The following is an 18,919-nucleotide window of genomic DNA, read 5'->3' as shown; positions in this document are numbered from 1 at the left end:
ACGGTGCCGGACGGGGACTGGGACGACTTTGCGTTCGAGGGAATCGGCACGCAGTGGGAGATCTCCACGCCTCTTCCGCTTCCCCGGTCTGTCCGCGCGCGCCTTCTTGGCCGGGTGGAAAAGTTCGACGCCGACTGGTCCCGTTTCCGTGCCGGTTCCCGCGTCAGCGCCTTGGCGCGGGGGTCCGGCCGGTTCGATTTCCCGGACGAGGCGGACCGGCTTGGGCGGCTGTACCGGACGCTTTACCGGCTGACGGACGGCGCCGTGACTCCTCTGATCGGCGCTTCCCTTGAGCGGCTGGGGTACGACCCCGGCTACAGCCTTGAGCCTTCAGGACCGCCCTTGCCGGCACCCCGCTGGGATGAGGTTTTCGAGTGGGCGGGAACCACTATCACCACCAGGTCGCCCGTGGTTCTTGACATCGGGGCAGCAGGCAAGGGCTTGCTGGTTGATCTGCTTGCCGGGGAACTGGACGCTGAAGGAATCGATTCCTTTGTCATCGACGGCAGCGGAGACCTGCTGGCAAGGGGCGCCCGGTCAACCAGGGTGGCTCTGGAACATCCCTATGACCCTGGCCAGGCTATCGGCATTGTTCCCCTTGCCGGGCGTGCACTCTGCGCCTCGGCGTCCAACCGCCGGGCTTGGGGCGACGGCCTGCACCACGTCCTGGACGGCAGAACAGGGCAGCCGGTCCGGACCGCCGTCGCCACGTGGGCCATGGCAGAGACGGCAATGCTGGCCGATGCCCTGGCTACTGCGCTGTTCTTTGCCCCCGGCGGCGAATTGCAGCAGGAGTTCGATTTCTCGTGGCTGACCGTGTTTTCCGACGGGAGCGCCGCCCACTCCGCCGAGTTTGAAGGGACACTGTTCAGATGAGCCCAGTGGAAACGCCGAAAGCCGGCTACGCACCCTCGGTGGCTGCCCGGCTGGATACGGTGCTGGGCCGGTTCACTATGTACCGGCTCATCCTGATCGTCCTCGCTGTGCTTGCCGCGTACAGCCTTTTACTCGATGTCCTCGGCTGGCTGACGTTTGGCATTCCGGAGATGCTGGCGCACCTTGTGCTGTGCCTCGGCCTGACGTACGCATCGAACCGGGCCCTGGCGGCTTTGTTCCGTGTGCGGCCCCACTCCGAATCTTCACTCATCACAGGGCTGCTGCTGTACTTTCTGTTCTGGCCCTCCTTCGCGCCGCTGGACGTAGCTGGAGTGGCCTTGGCCTGCGTCGTGGCGTCGGCCTCGAAGTACGCGCTCGCGTGGCGGGGACGCCACATTTTCAACCCTGCCGCTGCCGGGGCCTTCGTGGTTGGGCTCACGGGACTTAATATCGCCACCTGGTGGGCAGCCACCCCTGCAATGCTGTTGTTCCTGGTCCCGGGGGTCCTTTTGGTGCTGCACCGCACACGAAAGTTCCTGATGGCCTCGGTTTTCCTCATGGTGGCCTGCGCCATCATCACCGCGGAACTGCTTCAGGCCAACATGTCCGTGGGGACGGCGTTGTGGCAGTCATTGGCGCAGCGGCCACTGCTGTTCTTTGTGGGCTTTATGCTTACCGAGCCACTGACGCTGCCCCCGCGAAGGTGGCAGCAATTGGCCCTTGCCGCTGTTGTGGGCGTGGTTTTTGCAGTTCCCTACAACTTCGGGTTCATCGCCAACTCCCCTGAGGCCGCGCTGCTGCTGGGCAATCTCCTCGCCTTCATGGTGGGTCAGCGGGGCGGTGTGCGGCTGAAGTTCAACGGGACCAGGCGGCTGACACCCAGCACCACTGAGTTCTCCTTCGAGCCCTCCCGTCCCGTGCGGTTTGTCCCTGGTCAGTACGTGGAACTGGACCTGCCGCATGCCAAGTCTGATGGGAAGGGACGACGCCGGGTGTTCAGCATGACCGGCTCCCCCACGGAGCGCCTGGTGAAGTTCGGCGTGCGGACAGCCGAGCCCCTGTCGGCTGCGAAGAAGGTCCTTCTTTCGCTGCACCCGGGTGATGAGTTGACGGCAACGTCAGTTGGCGGAGACTTTGTCCTTCCCCGCGATCCGCATAAGCCCGTTCTCATGATGGCTGCCGGCATCGGCATTACGCCATTCCTTTCCCATATCGCCTCCGGAGGCTTACGGGACCGGGATGCCGTGCTGCTCCTGCTGGCCAGGAGCGCCGACGAGATCGCGTACGTGGATGAATTGAAAGCTGCCGGTGTCCGGGTCGTAGCCCGCATCGCCGATGGCTCCGAACCGCCACCGCACATAACCGCCTTCCCCGCAGACGGGACCAGGCTGGACGGTGACGCGATCAAAGCACTTATTCCCGACGTCGCTGACCGCGAGGTTTATATTTCGGGCTCACCGGCGAGCGTCGCCTCCCTGAGGCGTGCGGCGCGGCAAGCCGGGGCCCGGCGAATTCACGTCGACTCGTTTTCCGGTTACTGATCCGCATCTCGGGACGCCGCCTTTTCGACTCAGGAGTGGCAATTTTCCCTTGCGGGCCACCTTCCTGCTAAGCTCTAGGACGTCCCGCCGGCAACGGCAGGAAATCCCCGGACTGCCCTCGTAGCTCAGGGGATAGAGCGTCTGCCTCCGGAGCAGAAGGTCGTAGGTTCGAATCCTATCGAGGGCACCAACAGAAGCACCCTGGTCCACCGGCCGGGGTGCTTCTTTTTGTTGGTCGAGTTCCCGACGGTGACACTTTCGTCCTCGGGTTTTTGTGCCCCGGCATCGTGCTAGACCTCGCAGGCCATCGCCCACCAGATTTCTTCGGGCAGAGGGTCCTTGGGCAACGTATACCCGGGCAGCAGCCAGTCGTCGTAAGTGTCTTCCGGAAACTCTTCGTGCCAAAACAGGTTTTCGGCGGGCTGGTCGTGGGTGGTCATGCAGGCTTGCGAAAGATCGGCGGGCGGTGGGAAATTCAGGTCCTTGAGCTCTGGCGGCCAGTGTGGTGGTTCCCAGTGGTGGTGTTCGCTTTTGTAGTGCCGGCCGGTGGGGGAGGTCCAGCCGGGCGGTGCGGTTTTGGTGGCCGGGGTGGGTTTCCAGGCGGTGGCGTGTTTGAGGCGGTGGTGCTTGGGGCAGAGCTGGCCGAGGTTGCTGATTCCGGTGGTTCCGCCGTGGTGCCAGGCGGTGAGGTGGTCCGCTTCGTTGTCCAGGGAGTTGTTGCTGCACCCGGGGAAGGTGCATTTGCCGTCCCTGAGTTGCAGGGCTTTCTTCATGGCTGCCGTGATCCGGTAGCTGGTCCGGCCGATCTCCAGCGGTGCGCCGTCGCGGGGGTCAACGAGGACCCGGTGAAACGAGCTGGCCCCCGTCCGCGACGAGTTTGCGTGCCATCGACGCCGGGATCGGGCCGTAGCCGTCCAGCATGGCCGGTTCCTCGGTCAGTCCCATCAACGCGAACACCGGGACGGTGACGAGCACGTCCGCCTTCGGGGCCGGAACCTTTCCCATGCCCGCAACGTAAGCAGTTTCACCGTCCCCCTTCCCGCCCCCGCTTGCAGCGCCCCCATCCCCACGGTCCGCGGTACCTGCGCCCGGGGCCGTGAGCAGCAAACCGGCGGCGGTGTCGGCCCGCAACTGTGTGAGGGTGCGGGGCTCGTTGGGGCCTTGGAGTCCACGGGCGAGGGCGGTGGTGCGGTTCCAGATAGCCGCTGCCTGGTCAGCGGGCAGGTAGGCCGAGAGCCAGGCCATCCCGTCCTGGTCCGGACGGTATTCCATCCGCCGGTCGACCACACCCCTGGCGTGCCGCTGTTCGATGGACTCGGTGTGGTGGCGTTCCCGCCACACCCGGGCTTTAGCTTTGAACCGGTACGCCGGAACGTCCCCGATCGGCGCGGCGGTGGATGGTATGGGTGTATCCGGGCCCAGGAAGTGGGCTTCAAGGGCGGCAGCGCCGGCAGAGTCCAAGGTGGCCGTTTCCTCGTCCATGACCTGGGCGTGCCGCCACGAAACCGTCCCAGCGCGCAGGGCCGAGAGGGTCAGCGGCAGCGTGGCCACAAGGGCGTGGGAGGTGGCCAGGAAGGAACCCGCGGCCCGGCCGCCAAGGGCCAGGAGGGCGCCGATTTCCGCGGCGACCGCCATCTCCTGCGCCTGCACCGGGGTTCCCGGCGCCGCGACAGCATGAACCGTGTCCGCGTACGTCACCGCCGCCCGGGCCTTCAGCCCCGCGACCCGTGCCTCCACGGCTGCCGCGCCGGAGAGGATGTCCAGGCAACCATCAGCCAGGGCAGCCAACGGATCAGCACCATCAACCACCCCGGAACCCGGAGCCGCCGCTTCGGCATAAAGCACGGCAAGGGGCGGCGTTGATGTCCTCAAACGCCTTCACCACCGCCGCTTTACCCATGTACTCATCATGGCAAGGGGGTCAGACAATCCGGCTGCACCCGAGGGTTGCATTTGACCGCTTCGAAACTGCGCGTGAATCCCCCGCTTTGTCGGTACCCCCTCGTAGTCTGAACGCACCTAGTTGAGGGGGTACGCCATGCACGTTCCATTCTGTTCCATCATTCCGCCCTACCTGCTGAGGAGGCTGGCCCGGCAGGACGCTCCGGAGTTTTCCGCAGCCGCAAGAGCCGCCAAGGAAGCTTTGGGGCATGTGCGCTCAGTGCATGCAGCACGCACCCAGGCCGCGCCCGACGTCCCGGCCGGAGTGCGGCAAGCCAAACCAGGACCTGCAAACCGCTCGGTCTTCGACGCCGACGGTTCGGAAACTTTACCCGGCAAGCTCGTCCGCAAGGAGGGTGAGCCCGCTACGGGGGACCCGGCAGCTAACGAAGCCTATGACGGGCTGGGCCACACCCACCGGTTATACGCCGATGTCTTCGGAAGGAACTCCATCGACGGCCGGGGGCTGCCGCTAAACGCCACCGTGCACTTCGGCAAGCTTTATGACAACGCGTTTTGGGACGGGACGCAAATGGTCTTCGGCGACGGTGACGGGGAAGTCTTTGAGCGGTTCACCAAGTCCCTCAGCGTCATCGGCCATGAACTTGCCCACGGGGTTACCCAGCACTCCGCCGCCCTGGTGTACCGGAACCAGGCCGGGGCCATCAACGAGTCCATGTCGGACGTCTTTGGCGCCCTGGTGGAGCAGTACGTGAAGAACCAGTGTGCCGCAGAGGCCAGCTGGCTCATTGGCGAGGGCCTTTTCACCCTTGAAGTTGAAGGGCGCGCCCTGCGCTCCATGAAAGCCCCCGGAACCGCGTACGACGACGACGTGCTGGGCAAGGATCCCCAGCCGGACTCCATGGACACTTACGTAAGGACGAGCGCCGACAACGGCGGAGTGCACATTAACTCAGGTATCCCCAACAGAGCGTTTTACCTCGTGGCCGAACAGCTGGGTGGGAACGCTTGGGACTCCCCCGGGCGCATCTGGTACGAAACGCTCACCGGCGGTGATTTGCCCACCGGGGCCACCTTCACGGTATTCGCCCGCGCTACAGCGGCTACGGCCCGGGAGCTTTTCGGTTCTGGTTCAAAAGAGCATGACGCCGTGCGGAACGCGTGGGAAACTGTGAAGGTCAAACTTTAACGGGATGCCTGGCTGCCGCACCAAGGGCGATCAGGCCCGATGTACCCAGGAACCATGCCATGAAGATCAGTGTGGAGCGCACCGGTGGCGTCGCCGCGATGACCCGGGTTTGGACTGTAAATGCCGTGTCCGAGACCGCCAGGAACCGATGGCAGCCCATTGTGGAAGCATGCCCCTGGGACGCTGTACCCAGGACACCGCGGGCCGCCGCATCCCAATTCCAGGAAGCACAACCGGACCGGTTCATCTACTCCATCCGGGCAGGGCAGCATCGCGCAGCCCTGCCCGAACGGGCGGTCACCGGCCCGTGGCGGGTGCTGGTGGACAGCACCCGGGCGGCCGCTGAAGAAGCCCGCACGGAACAACGCCCGGACACGTAGACCCTGCTGTTACCCCACCTCGGCAAGCTGGCCCCGGAAGGCCCTGCGGTAAGACTGGGGGCTGGTATCCAGGACTTTCCCGAAGTGGTGCCGCAGCAGGACCGGGTGGCCGAATCCGGACTCCCGCGCAATCTCCTCGATGTTCATGTCAGTGGCCTCAAGGAGTTCCTGCGCCCGAAGCACCCGTTGGGAATTGAGCCAGGCTGCGGGCGTCGCACCGGTCTCCGACCGGAACTTCCGGGCGAATGTCCTTGGCGACATGTGCACCCGCGCCGCCAGCTCGTTCACCGTATGCTCACGGTCCAGGTGCTGCACCATCCAGCGAAGGAGTTCCTCTATCGGTGCCGAGCCGCAGGTAGGCATGGGGCGGTCAATGAACTGCGCCTGGCCACCATCCCTGTGCGGGGGAACCACCATGTCCCGGGCTATGGCGGCGGCGACGTGCGCGCCCAATTCCACACGCACCAGGTGCAGGCAGGCATCGATACCGGCTGCTGTACCGGCCGAGGAAATGATATTGCCGTCCTGCACGTACAAGACGTTTTCGTCCACGTGCGCGTTCGGATATTCGGCAGCCAGCTGGCCCGAGTAGTGCCAGTGCGTGGTGCAGCGGCGGCCATCAAGGAGGCCTGCCTGGGCCAGGGCGAAGGCACCGGAGCAGATGGACATCACCCACGCTCCCCGTGCATCTGCAGCCCGAAGGGCTTCCAGGACGGAATCCGGCAACTGCTCATCCCTGCCGTAAGGAGCCATGATCACGAGGTCGGCGTCAGCGGCGGCTTCCAGCCCCAAATCCACGTTCATGGACAAACCGGACCTGAGCGGGACGTTGCCCGGTGAGGGGGTGCAGACCCGGAAATCGAAGGCCGGGACGCCGCTCCCCCGCCCGGTCCTGTCGAGGCCGAACACCTCGAAGGCAGTGCCAAATTCGAACATAGCGAAGTTGGGAACAACGATGACGGCTACTGATTTCAGCATGCTTCCATTGTGGCAGGAATTTTAGCTTTTTGGGCATTTCTGCCACTTTTTCCCGGTTCAGGACAGGAGAAGCATAGAGCCATGGAAATCCTCACAACCATCCTTATCGTCCTGCTGCTCCTCGTATTCGCCGCCACCGTGTCGGCACTTCTGCAAGACGGCCGCGGTCATATGCCTCCTGTCAAATCGCATGAAACCTGGTCCGCGCTGGACCTTCCCAGCACCAACTACACGCTGCGCATCTTCTGACCTTTCGGCCGCCTCAACCGGGATAGCTGCAACCGGTCGAAACGGGAAGCCCGGGCTCCCGCAGTAGACTGGCAGCAGCCATGACACTTCACATCTCCTATCCTGCCGAGCTCCCGGTTTCCGAGCGCCGCGAAGACCTGATGGCCGCCATCGCAGCGAACCAGGTCACCATCATTGCCGGCGAGACCGGCTCGGGTAAGACCACCCAGATCCCCAAGATGTGCCTCGAACTCGGTTTGGGAGACAACGGCCTGATTGGGCACACCCAGCCGCGCAGGCTTGCAGCCCGCACAGTCGCTGAGCGCATCGCGGAGGAACTGGGCGTGGACATTGGCCAGGAAGTCGGCTTCCAGGTCCGGTTCACCGGCGAGGTCAGCCGGAACACGAAGGTCAAACTGATGACCGACGGGATACTGCTCGCGGAAATTCAGCGCGACAAACTCCTGCGCAAATACAACGTAATCATCATCGACGAAGCCCACGAGCGCAGCCTCAATATCGACTTCATTCTCGGCTACCTCAAACGGATCCTGCCGCAACGGCCCGACCTGAAGGTGATCATCACCTCCGCCACCATCGATCCCGAGCGCTTTGCCAACCACTTCGGCACGCCGGAAGACCCTGCGCCTATCATCGAGGTCTCGGGGCGCACATACCCGGTGGAAATCCGGTACCGCCCGCTCTCACAGCCGCCCGCCGGAACAGATGAAGAGAACGCTTCCGACGACGAACTTGAGGAAGACCGGGATCCACTCGATGCCGTCTGTGACGCTGTGGATGAACTCGCGGCGGAAGCGCCCGGCGACATCCTGGTGTTCTTTTCCGGCGAGCGCGAGATCCGGGATGCGGCCGAAGCGCTTCAGGCCCGCATCCAGTCCAACCGGCGGCTGGCCGGAACCGAAGTCCTCCCCCTGTTCGCGCGCCTGAGCCTGCAGGAACAGCACAAGGTGTTCCACCCCGGCAGCAAACGGCGGATCGTCCTTGCCACCAACGTTGCCGAGACGTCGCTGACCGTGCCGGGCATCAAGTACGTAATCGACACCGGCACGGCCCGCATCTCCCGGTACTCCCACCGCACCAAGGTCCAGCGGCTCCCCATTGAACGCGTCTCACAGGCATCGGCCAACCAGCGTTCCGGGCGGTGCGGCCGTGTGTCCGACGGCATTGCCATCCGCCTCTACTCCGAGGACGACTTCGAATCCCGGCCCCGCTTCACCGATCCTGAAATCCTGCGCACCAACCTCGCCGCCGTCATCCTTCAGATGACAGCAATGGGGGTAGCGCGCGGGCCGAAGGACGTCGAGAACTTCCCCTTCGTGGAGCCTCCGGAAACCCGGGCAATCAACGACGGCGTCACGCTGTTGCGCGAACTCGGCGCCCTGGCTGCCGCGCGGCCCCAAAACGGCACGGAGGGGGCTAAGAGCGGCGGCGGCCTCACCGCCGTCGGGCAGAAACTCGCACAGCTGCCCGTGGACCCCCGGCTTGGCCGGATGATCGTGGAAGCGGGAAAACGGGGGTGCGTCCGGGAGGTCATGATCCTGGCAGCAGCCCTCACCATCCAGGACCCCCGCGAGCGTCCGACAGACAAGCAGCAGCTTGCAGCGGAAAAGCACAACCGCTTCAAGGATGAGAACTCGGACTTCACCGGCTTCCTGAACCTCTGGAACTACATCCAGGAGAAGCAGCAGGAGTTGTCGTCGTCGGCCTTCCGGCGCCTGTGCCGGACCGAATTCATCAACTACCTCCGCGTCCGGGAGTGGCAGGACCTGTTTGCCCAGCTGCGGCAGCTGGCCCGCCCCCTCGGCATCAGCCTGGACAACAAACGCCTTGCAGACCCGGTCGGCAACCACGACGGCATCCACATCAGCCTCCTGTCCGGGCTCCTGAGCCATATCGGCATTCTGGACGAACGGAAGCGTGAGTACGCCGGCGCCAGGGGCAGCCGCTTCGCGATCTTCCCCGGCTCGGCCCTGTTCAAAAAGTCGCCAACATTCGTCATGGCGGCGGAGTTGGTGGAAACAAGCCGGCTATGGGCCCGGGTTGCCGCCCGCTTCGATCCCCTTTGGGCAGAACAGGTTGCGCCTGACCTGGTAAAACGCAGTTACAGCGAACCCCACTGGTCCACCCGCCAGGGCGCAGTGATGGCCTACGAAAAGGTCACTCTCTATGGGGTACCCATCATCGCCCAGCGCAGGATCAACTACGGCAGGGTGGATCCTGTCGTGGCCAGGGAGCTTTTCATCAGGCATGCCCTGGTGGAGGGTGACTGGAAAACGCACCACAAGTTCTTCCACCGGAACCGGGCCCTCCTGCAGGAGGTTGAGGAACTCGAAGCGCGGATGCGGCGCCGGGACCTCCTGGTGGACGACGAAACCCTGTTTGAGTTTTATGATGCGCGGATCGGGCCGGACGTGGTGTCCGAACGCCATTTCGATAAGTGGTGGAAGGACGCCCGGCAGGAGAACCCTGACCTCCTGGACTACGACAAATCCCTCCTCCTTAGCGACGACGCCGACAACCTCGATGTCTCCGCCTACCCGAAGACCTGGCTGCACAAGGGCTTCGAACTGCCGCTGACGTACGAGTTCCATCCTGTGGCTCCCGGCTCGCCGCCCAATCCGAGCGACGGCGTCACCGCCGAAGTCCCCGTCCTGTTCCTTAATCAGCTGGACGACAAGGCCTTCCGCTGGCTCATCCCCGGTCAGCGCGTGGAACTCGTGACAGCCCTGATCAAGTCCCTTCCCAAGCAGATCCGCAAGAACTTTGTGCCTGCCCCGGACGTGGCCCGGCAGGCAGTGTCAGTCCTCGAGTCCGACTTCGATCCAGCCGCCGACGAGCTTGAACCGTCCCTTGAACTTGCGCTCCGCCGCGTCCGCGGGCACGTTATTCCGCCCGGTTCGTGGAACTGGGACGCCGTTCCCCCGCACCTGCGTGTGACGTTCAAGGTAGTGGACAGCAAGGGCAAAGTGCTGGAAGAGGGCAAGGACCTGGCGGCCCTCCAGGAAAGGCTTGCCCCTGCCACGCGGCGCGCCATCGCAGAGTCATTGGGTGCCACGCCCGCCTCCGCCGCCCCACGAAGCAAGGCAGGGCGCGCCCCGGGCAAGGCCGACGTCGGGCGGCCCCCCGCGCAGCAGCCCGCCCAGGTGCCGGGCGGGTCCGTCCCCGCCGGGTTCAGGGAGCAGGATGGGCTCACCGAGTGGAGCTTCGGATCCCTCCAGCGCCAGGTCAGCAGCGTGGTCAATGGCCACACCGTCACGGGTTATCCGGTGTTGCAGGACCAGGGCACGTCGGTGGCCCTCCGGGTTTTCCAGACCGTAGACGAACAGCAGGACGCGATGCGCGGTGGCGTGATCCGGCTGCTGGCCCTGCGCGTTCCTGCTCCTGACCGCTATGTGCTGGAGCACCTGAGCAACACGGAGAAGCTGACATTCAGCCAGAACCCCCACGGCTCGGTTGCCGCCCTCATTGCAGACTGTGCACTGGCGGCCATCGACAAGCTCACTCCCGCAGAGCTCCCGTGGGACCGGCCGTCCTTTGACAGGCTTTACGAGCTGGTTCGGGCTGAACTGATTGACACCGTGTTCAGCGTGACGGCGGTGGTGGAGCGCATCCTCGCCAGTACCCGGCGGATTGAAAAGCAATTGAAGGGCACCACCAGCCTGGCCCTTATCAGCGCGCTCAATGACATCAAGAGCCAGCTCGAACAGCTGGTGTATCCGGGCTTTGTGGCCCGCACCGGGTATGCGCAGCTAAGCCAGCTTCCCCGGTATCTTGCCGCCATTGAAAAGCGGCTGGAGCGCCTCCCGGGCAACGTCCAGCGGGACGGGCTCGGCATGGCGGTGGTGCAGCGGCTCGAGGATGACTACGACGACGCCGTGTCGGCGCTGCTTCCCGGCCGGCGGGCCGGCGGCGAACTGGCGCAGGTCCGCTGGATGATCGAAGAGCTCCGGGTGAGCCTTTTCGCCGTCGAACTGGGAACTGCCTACTCTGTGTCCGAGAAACGGATCCGCGCGGTGCTCAACAAGGCACTGGCCCCGGCCTAGCCGGGCCAGCACCCGGCCGGGCAGGCCGTCAGGCTGGAACGAAATCGCCGTATCCTGCTGCCCGGAGTCCCTGCCGAAGTTTCTCGGCGTTGGCGTCCAGGACCTCCGGATCCGGATTCTGGTCCGCGGAGGCGAAGTTGAAGTCGGCCATGCTCCTCGACGGCCATACATGCACGTGGAGATGGTTGATCTCATAGCCGGCCACGATGAGCCCTGCGCGGGGCGCGTCAAAGATGTCCACCTGGACGGCTCCGATCCGCCGGGCCACTTCCATGACTCTCGCCAGTGTTTCCGGTGATGCATCCGTCCAGCGGTCCACTTCCTCCGTGGGAACCACCAGGGTGTGACCGTCCGCCAGCGGCCCGGTGGTGAGGAACGCGGATACGTCGTTTTCCCGCCACACGAAGCGGCCTGGAATCTCGCCGTTCAGTATGCGGGTGAAAAGCGTGCTCATGCGTCTGCCTCCTTGGCGGGTCCCTGCAAAGTGCTGGTGTCCAGCACAAACCGGTATTTCACTTCGCCTGCCACCATGCGGTCGTAGGCCTCGTTCAGCTGGTCCGCGCGAACGACTTCGATGTCGGCCACCACGCCGTGCTCCGCGCAGAAGTCCAGCATCTCCTGAGTCTCGGCTATGCCCCCGATCAACGACCCGGCGTAGGCGATCCGCCGCCTGATCAGTGCCCGCGGGTTCACAGGCGGCATCGCCTCGGACGGAAGGCCAAGCTGGAAAAGTGAACCATCAACGCGCAGGGTCCGGAACAGCGGATTCAGGTCGTGCGGAGCAGCGACGGTATCAATGATCAGATCAATGGTCCGGTTTGCCGCGTCCATCGCAGTTTCGTCCGTGGACAGCACCACTTCGTCGGCCCCCAGTTCCAGGGCGGCCGGCACCTTGGACTCCGAGGTGGTGAACACCACCACCTTTGCCCCCATCGCCTTGGCAAGCTTGACGGCCATATGGCCAAGCCCGCCAAGCCCCACCACACCCACAACGTCTCCCTCTTCGACGTCGAAATGCCGCAGGGGGGAGAACGTCGTGACTCCTGCGCACAGCAGCGGCGCGACGGCGGCGGGGTCCAGGGAGTCCGGGACGCGAAGGACGTAGCGGCGGTCCACCACCACGGAGGAGGAATAGCCGCCCTGTGTGATTGAGTCGCCGTTCCTTCGGTCCACGGAACCGTACGTCCCGGTCATGCCGTTTTCGCAGTATTGTTCGAGGCCGTCCAGGCAGCTTTCGCATTCCCGGCAGGAGTCCACGATGCAGCCAACGCCCACGCGGTCCCCGGGCGCAAAGTCGGTAACGGCCGAGCCGACGGCACTGACCGTACCGACAATTTCGTGTCCCGGCACCAGCGGCCAGACCTGGCCGCCCCACTCACCGCGCACTGCGTGGACATCGGAATGGCACAGCCCGCAAAACTCAATCGCAATTTCGACGTCGTCCGCCTGGGGTGCGCGCCGGGCAAGGGTCAGCGGGACCAGCCCGCTGTCAGCGGACGTGGCGCCGTAAGCGGCAGCCAGCACACCGCCGTCGGAAGCAACAGGTCCGGGGGCAACAGGTTTCGCGAGGGGCGGCGGCACGGGACGTCCAGGAGTCATAGTGCGACGCTACCCTTGAGCGCCGCCAAGTTTCCACTCAGCAGGGCCGCCGTCGCCGCCGCTGGGTTCCGGCCCCGCCACCACCGGCAGGTGGGGATTGCTTGACCACTCGGAAAAGGACCCGGGGTAGAGAGCGGCGCGGAAGCCGGCAAGCTCCAGGGCGGCAACCTGGTGGGCTGCCGTGACACCGGACCCGCAGTAGACGCCCACGTGGGAGTCGTCGCTGATGCCCAGCGACTCGAAACGCCGGCGCAGCTCCGCGGGAGCCAGAAACCGTCCGGCGCTGTCCACGTTATCGGAGGTGGGCGCACTGACAGCGCCGGGAATGTGCCCGGCGCGGGGATCAACAGGCTCGATCTCGCCGCGGTACCTCTCCCCCGCGCGAGCATCGAGCAGGATCCTGTCAGGCAGGCGACCGTCATGGCCGGCACTGCCCGCCATCGGGGTACTTTCCATCCAGGCGGTCACGCTGGCAGCGTCCAGGACCGGCATCTGCCCGTCCTCCAGGATGACGTCGCCGGAAGGAGGCGCCACCTCGCCCTGCTCGAGCGGCAGCCCTGCAGCCCGCCAAGCCGCCAGGCCGCCGTCGAGCAGGTAAACGTCAGCCAGGCCTGCGTTTCTCAACATCCACCACACGCGTGCTGCGGCCATATCTGCGCTATCGTCATAGGCCACCACAACATCGCCCTTGTTAATGCCCCAGCGCCTCGCCGCATCCTGGAACCGGGGCACTGATGGCAACGGGTGCCTGCCCCGCTCCGGAACTGCAGGGGCCGCAAGTTCGCTCGCCAGGTCAACGAATACGGCGCCCGGCAGATGCCCCTTCAGGTAGTGGTCGTGGCCGTGCGGGTCGCCCAGCGCCCAGCGCACATCCAGCAGCACTGTGCGCAGGCCGCCGGCGCCGCGCTTCTCCAGTTCGGAAACATCCATCAACGGATTCATCGTGCTCCTTAGCGTGGGCAGCCTACGCTCCCACTCTAACGGCAGCTTGGATGGCCGCAGGTAGGCTGGTGCGGTGAAGATCGAGCGCACCGCGGGCAGGGACTGGGCCGACGAAGCCATCCGCAAAATCACGGCGGAAAACAACCGCTCCGCCGATACCCACCTTTACTCGGTACCCCTGCCCGAGCACTGGGGCGTCCAGCTTTATCTCAAGGATGAGTCCAAGCACCGCACCGGGAGCCTCAAGCACCGGTTGGCGCGGTCCCTGTTCCTGTTCGGCCTCGTCAACGGCTGGGTCAGGGAGGACACCACCATCGTTGAGGCCTCAAGCGGCAGCACAGCGGTATCCGAAGCCTATTTCGCCCAGCTCCTGGGACTGCCGTTCATCGCCGTCATGGCGCGCACCACCAGCTCCGAGAAAATTGCGCTGATTGAGCAGTTCGGCGGCTCCTGCCTCCTGGTGGACCACGCCTCCGAGGTTTACGCAACCGCGGAAGAAGTCGCTGCCACCAGCGGCGGGCACTACATGGACCAGTTCACCTACGCCGAGCGCGCCACGGACTGGCGGGGTAACAACAACATCGCGGAATCCATTTTCGGCCAGCTCGAGCTGGAGGAACATCCCGTGCCGGACTGGATCGTGGTTGGCGCAGGGACCGGCGGCACCAGCGCCACCATCGGCCGGTACCTCCGCTATCACAGCCACCCCACCCGGTTGCTGGTGGTAGACCCGGAGAACTCGGCCTTCTACCCGGGCTGGCTTGGCAGCTCCCACCCCGCTTCCGGATTGCCGTCCCGGATCGAGGGTATCGGCCGGCCCCGGATGGAGCCCAGCTTTGTGCCGTCCGTGATCGACCACATGATCCAAGTCCCCGACGCCGCATCCGTGGCCGCCATGCGGCACCTGCACACCCTTGCCGGTCTCCATGCCGGTCCCTCCACCGGAACAAGCCTGTGGGGCGTCTGGCAGATTGTTGCGGGAATGCTTGCCGAAGGCCGCAGGGGCAGCGTCGTTTCGCTGATGTGCGACGGCGGCGAGCGTTACGCGGGCAACTACTACTCTCCGGAGTGGCTGGCGTCCCACGGCCTGGACCCCGAGCCGTATGAAGCGGTGATCCGGCGGTTCTTTGATACCGGCAGCTGGGACGGCGGCGGGGCCTAAACCTCCACGGACTCTCCCGGGGCCAGGTGCTGATACTCGGTGCCGTATTTGGCTCCAAGACGTTTGACGTGACCTTCCACGATTTTCAGGCCGTTCTCATTGAGCAGACCGTCGTGGATCTGGAATGCCCGCGGTGCCCGCACGCCGATCACAAAGTCCACCACCTCGGCGGACTTGCTCCATGGCGCGTGGATGGGCACGAGCAGCGTCTGGACGCTGATGCCGTCGGGAACGATGAAAGAGTCACCGGGATGGTAAACGCTCCCGTCCAGGAGGTAGCCGATGTTGGCAACCATCGGGATCTGCGGATGGATCAAGGCGTGCTGGCCGCCGAAGCTGCGCACTTCGAAGCCTGCTGCCTGGAAGGATGATCCGGGCTCGACGCTGTGGATCCTCGGTGCTGCTGCGGGGGCTTCCTTGCGCAGGTTGTCCGCTACGCCTGCCGGGGCGAAAACTGCCAGCGCGCTGTTGCCCTTGAGAGCAGCCACCACTGCGGGAACGTCGATGTGGTCGGTGTGTTCGTGCGTGACCAGGACCGCTTCGGCGCCCGCCAGGGCCTCAGCCGTTTCCGAAAAAGTCCCCGGATCCAGCACCAGGACCCGGTATTGCTTCTCAAGGCGGATGCAGGCATGGGTGTACTTGGTCAACTTCATAGCGCCAGCCTAGGGTCGGACCTGAACCCTGTCCACGAAGCTGCGGCTGGTAATCTTGATCTCTGCCACCATCCTGAGGGAAGCGAGTCTGTTCATGCCGTTCGGCGCCAAGGCTGAATCCACCAATCCCGCTTCGGCCGCAGCCACGAAAGCCAACGCAGGGACCGCTTCCAAGCCTGCCGGCGTCGCCGGTCCCACTGCCGTCAAGGAACAGCGCGTCACCAAGCAAAGGCTGGCAGTCAGCGCCGCGCTGGATGAGCTGGCTGATTTTGTGAGCACCCAGGAGCTCTACCGCATCCTGCAGAACCAGGGCGTATCGGTGTCCCTGGCCACCGCCTACCGCATCCTCCAGTCCCTGGCGGACGAGGGGCTGGTGGACGTGCTGCGCAACGGCGACGGCGAAGCGGTCTACCGCCGATGTGCCGTCACCGGCCACCACCACCACCTGCTGTGCCGCAACTGCGGCAAGGCAGTGGAGGTGGAAGCGCCCGCCGTTGAAACGTGGGCAGCCCGCACGGCCAACGAACACGGCTTCACGGAAGTGGCGCACACCGTGGAGATTTTCGGGCTTTGCCCGGACTGCACTTCGCGCAAGGCAGCCGGCACCCTCTAGGCCCCCGAAGCGCAGGGTCAGCGTGCCTGCAGCACCCGTCCGTTGATGCCCCTGGAAGATCGGACGGATCCGACGACGCGGCACACCACATAGATCAGGAACGACAGCGTTGTGACGTAGGGGCTGATGGGGATGCGGCCGCCGAGGGCCAGCAGGATTCCACCGACGGTCGCCGTGACGGCGAAAGCAACGCTCAGCACCACCACTGCCACCGGGGAGGACGTCACCCGAAGGGCCGCCGCAGCCGGCGTGATCAGCAGAGCAAGCACCAGGAGGGCTCCCACCACCTGGATGGAAAGAGCCACACTGATTCCCAGCAGGACCATAAAAACGATGGCAAGCGTTCGGACGGGAACACCGCGGGCCTCGGCCAGCTCCGGATCCACGCTGGCAAAATTCAACGGCCGCCAAATAGCCGCCAGAACCACCATCACCACCACCGCTGTTCCGGCGAGCGCCTGAAGCTGGACGGTGTCGACTGAGACGATCTGCCCGGTCAGCAAACCGAACTTGTTCGCGGCACGGCCCTCGTACAGGGACAGGAACAGGATCCCGAGGCCCAAACCGAAGGGCATAATCACCCCGATGATTGAGTTCTTGTCCCTGGCCCGCACGCCCATGAGCCCCAGAAGCAGGGCAGCCGCTACCGAGCCGATCAGCGAGCCGAAAACGATGTCCGCTCCGATGAGCAGTGCAAAAGCGGCGCCGGCAAAGGACAGTTCCGATATTCCGTGCACGGCGAACGCCAGGTCACGTTTCATCACGAACGTCCCCACCAGCCCGCCGAGCAGCCCCAGGACCGCTCCTGCCCAGATCGAGTTCTGGACAAGGACCAGTAACTCACCGTAGTTCTCGAAGCTGAAGATCGCCCCGATGATGCTGTCCGCATCCATCAGGCCACCTCTCCGGCGAGGGCGTGGGCCTCGGCATGGTGATGGGTGGTGGCATCGGGCAACCCGACCACCACGATGCGGCCGTTGGCGTGGATGACCTCCACGTGGCTGCCGTAAAGATCCGAGAGGACCTCCGTGGTCATGACTTCCTGCGGAGTGCCCACCTTGAACCGCCCGCCGGCCAGGTAGAGCACGCGGTCCACGTAGTCAATCACGGGGTTGATCTCGTGCGTAACAAACACCACTGCGCTGTTCTGCTCGTGGCATTGCTTGTTGATCAGGGCGCTGACTGCCTGCTGGTGGTGCAGGTCAAGCGACAACAGCGGCTCATCGCACAACAGGACCTTAGGGTCAGTGGCAAGGGCCTGCGCCACCCGGAGCCGCTGCTGTTCACCGCCGGAGAGCTGGCCCACGGGAACTTTGGCATAGTCCGTTGCCCCCACCAGTTCGAGGAGTTCGTCAATCCTGCGGTTCGCTTGGCGGGACGACATACGCAGACCCCAGCGGTGGCCGTCCACACCGAGGCCCACCAGGTCGCGGGCGCGCATGGGCGTATCGCGGGCGAACGATTTTTGTTGCGGGATGTAACCGATCAGGCTGCTGCCGCGTTCAACCGGCTTCCCGCCCAGTGTGGCCTTTCCGCTGTGCAGGTCCTGAAGACCCAGCAGGACCTTGAGGAAGCTGGTTTTACCGCTGCCGTTGGGGCCGAGCACGGCAAAAAATTCGCCGGGCCTGATCTCCAGGTCCAGGTCCTCCCAGAGCGTCCGCTTACCGAAAGTGAGGGACGCCCCGGTGAGGCTGACCACGGGTTTCAACTATTTGTCTCCAGAACTTTGCTGACGTTGTTCACATTGTCCGTCATCCACTGCACGTAGGTCTTGCCCTCGGGCAGGGTTTCACTGAAATCGACTACAGGAACACCTGCCGATTCCGCAGCGTTCTTCAGCGCCTCGGTCTGGGGACCCTCAGTCTGCCCGTTATAGGCAAGGAACCGCACCGACTTGGAGGACACCAAATCGGTGGCGGCCTTGAGGACGGCCGGCGGAACGTCAGAGCCTTCCTCGATCGCGGCAGTGTAGTCCTCAGGCGTAGCGTTCTCCAGGCCCGCTCCCTCCAGCAGGTACACGGGCACGGGCTCGGTCACAGCAACGGAGGCGCCGGCGGCCCCGGCCTTCAGCCCTTCCAGTTTCCCGGTCAGTTCTTCCAGCCGGGCCTTAAAGGCAGCAGCGTTTTCATCGAAGGCAGCAGCTGAACCGGGTTCCAGCTCGCCGAGCTTTGCTGCCAGATCATCAGCCAGCCGCCCCATGGCATCAAGGCTGTACCAGACGTGCTCGTTCAGCTCGCCGTGGTCGTGTGCGTGGTCCTCGCCCTCTGGCTCCGCAGGTGTTGCCCCGCCGGAGGCTTCCTCCCCGGGGTGTGCCAGCCCGGAGAGTTCGACGGCGTTCAGCACGTTGCCGGCGTCGATGCTGCTGTCCTGCGCCAGGGTATGCAGAAAGTCGTCGTACCCGCCGCCATTTTCAATGAGGAGATCTGCCTTGGACACAGTCAGCCGGTCCTGGGCGGTGGCTTCGTAGGAATGGGGGTCCTGGCTGGTCTTGGTGATTATCGCGGTAACGCTGACCTTGTCCCCGCCGATCGTTTCCGCGATATCGCCGTAGACGTTGGTGGAGGCCACCACGTTGATCCCGTCGGCCGCTTCGGGTGAACCCTCCGGCTGGGGGCTGCACCCGGTGAGCAGCAGGCCAAGCCCGGCAAGGGCGGTCAGGGATGATCGGGCAACGGAGAGACGGCGCACGGAAACCTCGGTTCAAACGGGACGGGAAGGAAAAAGAACCACTTCAGCTTATATCTAAATGGGAATGATTCCTATTTAGGTACATAGGCGCGCCTGTCCGAGAG

The 18,919-nt window shown here is 64.7% G+C and carries 16 protein-coding genes, 1 tRNA gene and 1 pseudogene; 9 read left to right on the top strand and 9 right to left on the bottom strand.

What is annotated here, in order from left to right:
* The first annotated feature begins 3 nt into the window (after window positions 1-3).
* The 3 genes from AC5RT4_RS15905 (at window position 4) to AC5RT4_RS15895 (ending at window position 2,607) form a co-directional block, all read left to right on the top strand.
* Complete coding sequence (locus tag AC5RT4_RS15905; protein WP_494106419.1) at window positions 4-876, top strand: FAD:protein FMN transferase; 873 nt, start codon at window positions 4-6, stop codon at window positions 874-876.
* Window positions 873-2,417 carry an FAD-dependent oxidoreductase gene (locus AC5RT4_RS15900; RefSeq protein WP_494106418.1) on the top strand — a complete coding sequence of 515 codons (1,545 nt, stop codon included), beginning with the start codon at window positions 873-875 and terminating at the stop codon, window positions 2,415-2,417. Before AC5RT4_RS15905 ends, AC5RT4_RS15900 begins: the two co-directional genes overlap by 4 nt.
* 114 nt (window positions 2,418-2,531) lie before the next feature.
* Window positions 2,532-2,607, top strand: a tRNA-Arg gene (locus tag AC5RT4_RS15895).
* 100 nt (window positions 2,608-2,707) lie between these two features.
* Here AC5RT4_RS15895 and AC5RT4_RS15890 read toward each other — a convergent pair.
* A pseudogene (locus tag AC5RT4_RS15890) lies at window positions 2,708-4,317 on the bottom strand (HNH endonuclease signature motif containing protein).
* A gap of 138 nt (window positions 4,318-4,455) precedes the next feature.
* Between AC5RT4_RS15890 and AC5RT4_RS15885 the strand changes: the two are divergent.
* Entirely contained in the window at window positions 4,456-5,508 is a 1,053-nt protein-coding gene (locus AC5RT4_RS15885; protein WP_494106417.1) for a M4 family metallopeptidase, read from the top strand.
* A gap of 59 nt (window positions 5,509-5,567) precedes the next feature.
* Window positions 5,568-5,888 (top strand): protealysin inhibitor emfourin, encoded by a 321-nt coding sequence (locus AC5RT4_RS15880; protein ID WP_494106416.1) that lies wholly within the window; start codon window positions 5,568-5,570, stop codon window positions 5,886-5,888.
* A gap of 9 nt (window positions 5,889-5,897) precedes the next feature.
* On the opposite strand, the gene AC5RT4_RS15875 is transcribed toward AC5RT4_RS15880, so the two are convergent.
* Window positions 5,898-6,866, bottom strand: coding sequence for a GlxA family transcriptional regulator (locus AC5RT4_RS15875; RefSeq protein WP_494106415.1), 969 nt, complete (start codon window positions 6,864-6,866; stop codon window positions 5,898-5,900).
* 81 nt (window positions 6,867-6,947) lie between these two features.
* On the opposite strand from AC5RT4_RS15875, the gene AC5RT4_RS15870 reads away from it, so the two are divergent.
* Both AC5RT4_RS15870 and hrpA read left to right on the top strand, forming a co-directional pair.
* Window positions 6,948-7,115, top strand: a complete 168-nt coding sequence (locus AC5RT4_RS15870; RefSeq protein ID WP_494106414.1) for a hypothetical protein — start codon at window positions 6,948-6,950, stop codon at window positions 7,113-7,115.
* 80 nt (window positions 7,116-7,195) lie between these two features.
* Window positions 7,196-11,158: an ATP-dependent RNA helicase HrpA gene (gene hrpA, locus AC5RT4_RS15865; RefSeq protein ID WP_494106413.1), complete on the top strand. Its 3,963-nt coding sequence runs from the start codon at window positions 7,196-7,198 to the stop codon at window positions 11,156-11,158.
* Between the two features lie 28 nt (window positions 11,159-11,186).
* Here hrpA and AC5RT4_RS15860 read toward each other — a convergent pair whose 3' ends face one another.
* From AC5RT4_RS15860 to AC5RT4_RS15850, 3 genes are read right to left on the bottom strand one after another with little or no spacing between them, the layout of a single operon-like run.
* Window positions 11,187-11,612 (bottom strand): HIT family protein, encoded by a 426-nt coding sequence (locus AC5RT4_RS15860; protein ID WP_494040072.1) that lies wholly within the window; start codon window positions 11,610-11,612, stop codon window positions 11,187-11,189.
* Window positions 11,609-12,757: an NAD(P)-dependent alcohol dehydrogenase gene (locus AC5RT4_RS15855; protein WP_494106412.1), complete on the bottom strand. Its 1,149-nt coding sequence runs from the start codon at window positions 12,755-12,757 to the stop codon at window positions 11,609-11,611. The genes AC5RT4_RS15860 and AC5RT4_RS15855 overlap by 4 nt, the downstream gene beginning before the upstream one ends.
* Window positions 12,758-12,766: 9 nt before the next feature.
* Window positions 12,767-13,699 (bottom strand): sulfurtransferase, encoded by a 933-nt coding sequence (locus AC5RT4_RS15850; protein WP_494106411.1) that lies wholly within the window; start codon window positions 13,697-13,699, stop codon window positions 12,767-12,769.
* 73 nt (window positions 13,700-13,772) lie between these two features.
* On the opposite strand from AC5RT4_RS15850, the gene AC5RT4_RS15845 reads away from it, so the two are divergent.
* Window positions 13,773-14,861, top strand: coding sequence for a PLP-dependent cysteine synthase family protein (locus tag AC5RT4_RS15845; RefSeq protein WP_494106410.1), 1,089 nt, complete (start codon window positions 13,773-13,775; stop codon window positions 14,859-14,861).
* Here the strand turns inward: AC5RT4_RS15845 and AC5RT4_RS15840 are convergent.
* Window positions 14,858-15,514, bottom strand: coding sequence for an MBL fold metallo-hydrolase (locus tag AC5RT4_RS15840; protein WP_494106409.1), 657 nt, complete (start codon window positions 15,512-15,514; stop codon window positions 14,858-14,860). The genes AC5RT4_RS15845 and AC5RT4_RS15840 overlap by 4 nt on opposite strands.
* A 94-nt stretch (window positions 15,515-15,608) precedes the next feature.
* Between AC5RT4_RS15840 and AC5RT4_RS15835 the strand changes: the two genes are divergently transcribed.
* Entirely contained in the window at window positions 15,609-16,127 is a 519-nt protein-coding gene (locus AC5RT4_RS15835) for a Fur family transcriptional regulator (protein WP_494106440.1), read from the top strand.
* 17 nt (window positions 16,128-16,144) lie between these two features.
* On the opposite strand, the gene AC5RT4_RS15830 is transcribed toward AC5RT4_RS15835, so the two are convergent.
* Genes AC5RT4_RS15830 through AC5RT4_RS15820 form a run of 3 tightly spaced genes read right to left on the bottom strand, consistent with a single transcriptional unit; the run spans window position 16,145 to window position 18,815 of the window.
* Complete coding sequence (locus AC5RT4_RS15830; RefSeq protein ID WP_494106408.1) at window positions 16,145-17,020, bottom strand: metal ABC transporter permease; 876 nt, start codon at window positions 17,018-17,020, stop codon at window positions 16,145-16,147.
* Complete coding sequence (locus AC5RT4_RS15825) at window positions 17,020-17,835, bottom strand: metal ABC transporter ATP-binding protein (RefSeq protein ID WP_494106407.1); 816 nt, start codon at window positions 17,833-17,835, stop codon at window positions 17,020-17,022. Before AC5RT4_RS15825 ends, AC5RT4_RS15830 begins: the two co-directional genes overlap by 1 nt.
* Complete coding sequence (locus AC5RT4_RS15820) at window positions 17,832-18,815, bottom strand: metal ABC transporter solute-binding protein, Zn/Mn family (RefSeq protein ID WP_494106406.1); 984 nt, start codon at window positions 18,813-18,815, stop codon at window positions 17,832-17,834. Before AC5RT4_RS15820 ends, AC5RT4_RS15825 begins: the two co-directional genes overlap by 4 nt.
* Between the last annotated feature and the right edge of the window lie 104 nt (window positions 18,816-18,919).

The sequence above is a fragment of the Arthrobacter sp. sptzw42 genome, assembly GCF_059089685.1.
This window is presented reverse-complemented; position numbering and strand designations above follow the sequence as displayed.

Coding starts and splice junctions, on each gene's coding strand:
- AC5RT4_RS15860 (WP_494040072.1), bottom strand. CDS start 11,612: ATGAGCACGCTTTTCACCCGCATACTGAACGGCGAGATTCCAGGCCGC.
- AC5RT4_RS15885 (WP_494106417.1), top strand. CDS start 4,456: ATGCACGTTCCATTCTGTTCCATCATTCCGCCCTACCTGCTGAGGAGG.
- hrpA (WP_494106413.1), top strand. CDS start 7,196: ATGACACTTCACATCTCCTATCCTGCCGAGCTCCCGGTTTCCGAGCGC.
- AC5RT4_RS15855 (WP_494106412.1), bottom strand. CDS start 12,757: ATGACTCCTGGACGTCCCGTGCCGCCGCCCCTCGCGAAACCTGTTGCC.
- AC5RT4_RS15875 (WP_494106415.1), bottom strand. CDS start 6,866: ATGCTGAAATCAGTAGCCGTCATCGTTGTTCCCAACTTCGCTATGTTC.
- AC5RT4_RS15900 (WP_494106418.1), top strand. CDS start 873: ATGAGCCCAGTGGAAACGCCGAAAGCCGGCTACGCACCCTCGGTGGCT.
- AC5RT4_RS15870 (WP_494106414.1), top strand. CDS start 6,948: ATGGAAATCCTCACAACCATCCTTATCGTCCTGCTGCTCCTCGTATTC.
- AC5RT4_RS15880 (WP_494106416.1), top strand. CDS start 5,568: ATGAAGATCAGTGTGGAGCGCACCGGTGGCGTCGCCGCGATGACCCGG.
- AC5RT4_RS15835 (WP_494106440.1), top strand. CDS start 15,609: ATGCCGTTCGGCGCCAAGGCTGAATCCACCAATCCCGCTTCGGCCGCA.
- AC5RT4_RS15840 (WP_494106409.1), bottom strand. CDS start 15,514: ATGAAGTTGACCAAGTACACCCATGCCTGCATCCGCCTTGAGAAGCAA.
- AC5RT4_RS15850 (WP_494106411.1), bottom strand. CDS start 13,699: ATGAATCCGTTGATGGATGTTTCCGAACTGGAGAAGCGCGGCGCCGGC.
- AC5RT4_RS15830 (WP_494106408.1), bottom strand. CDS start 17,020: ATGGATGCGGACAGCATCATCGGGGCGATCTTCAGCTTCGAGAACTAC.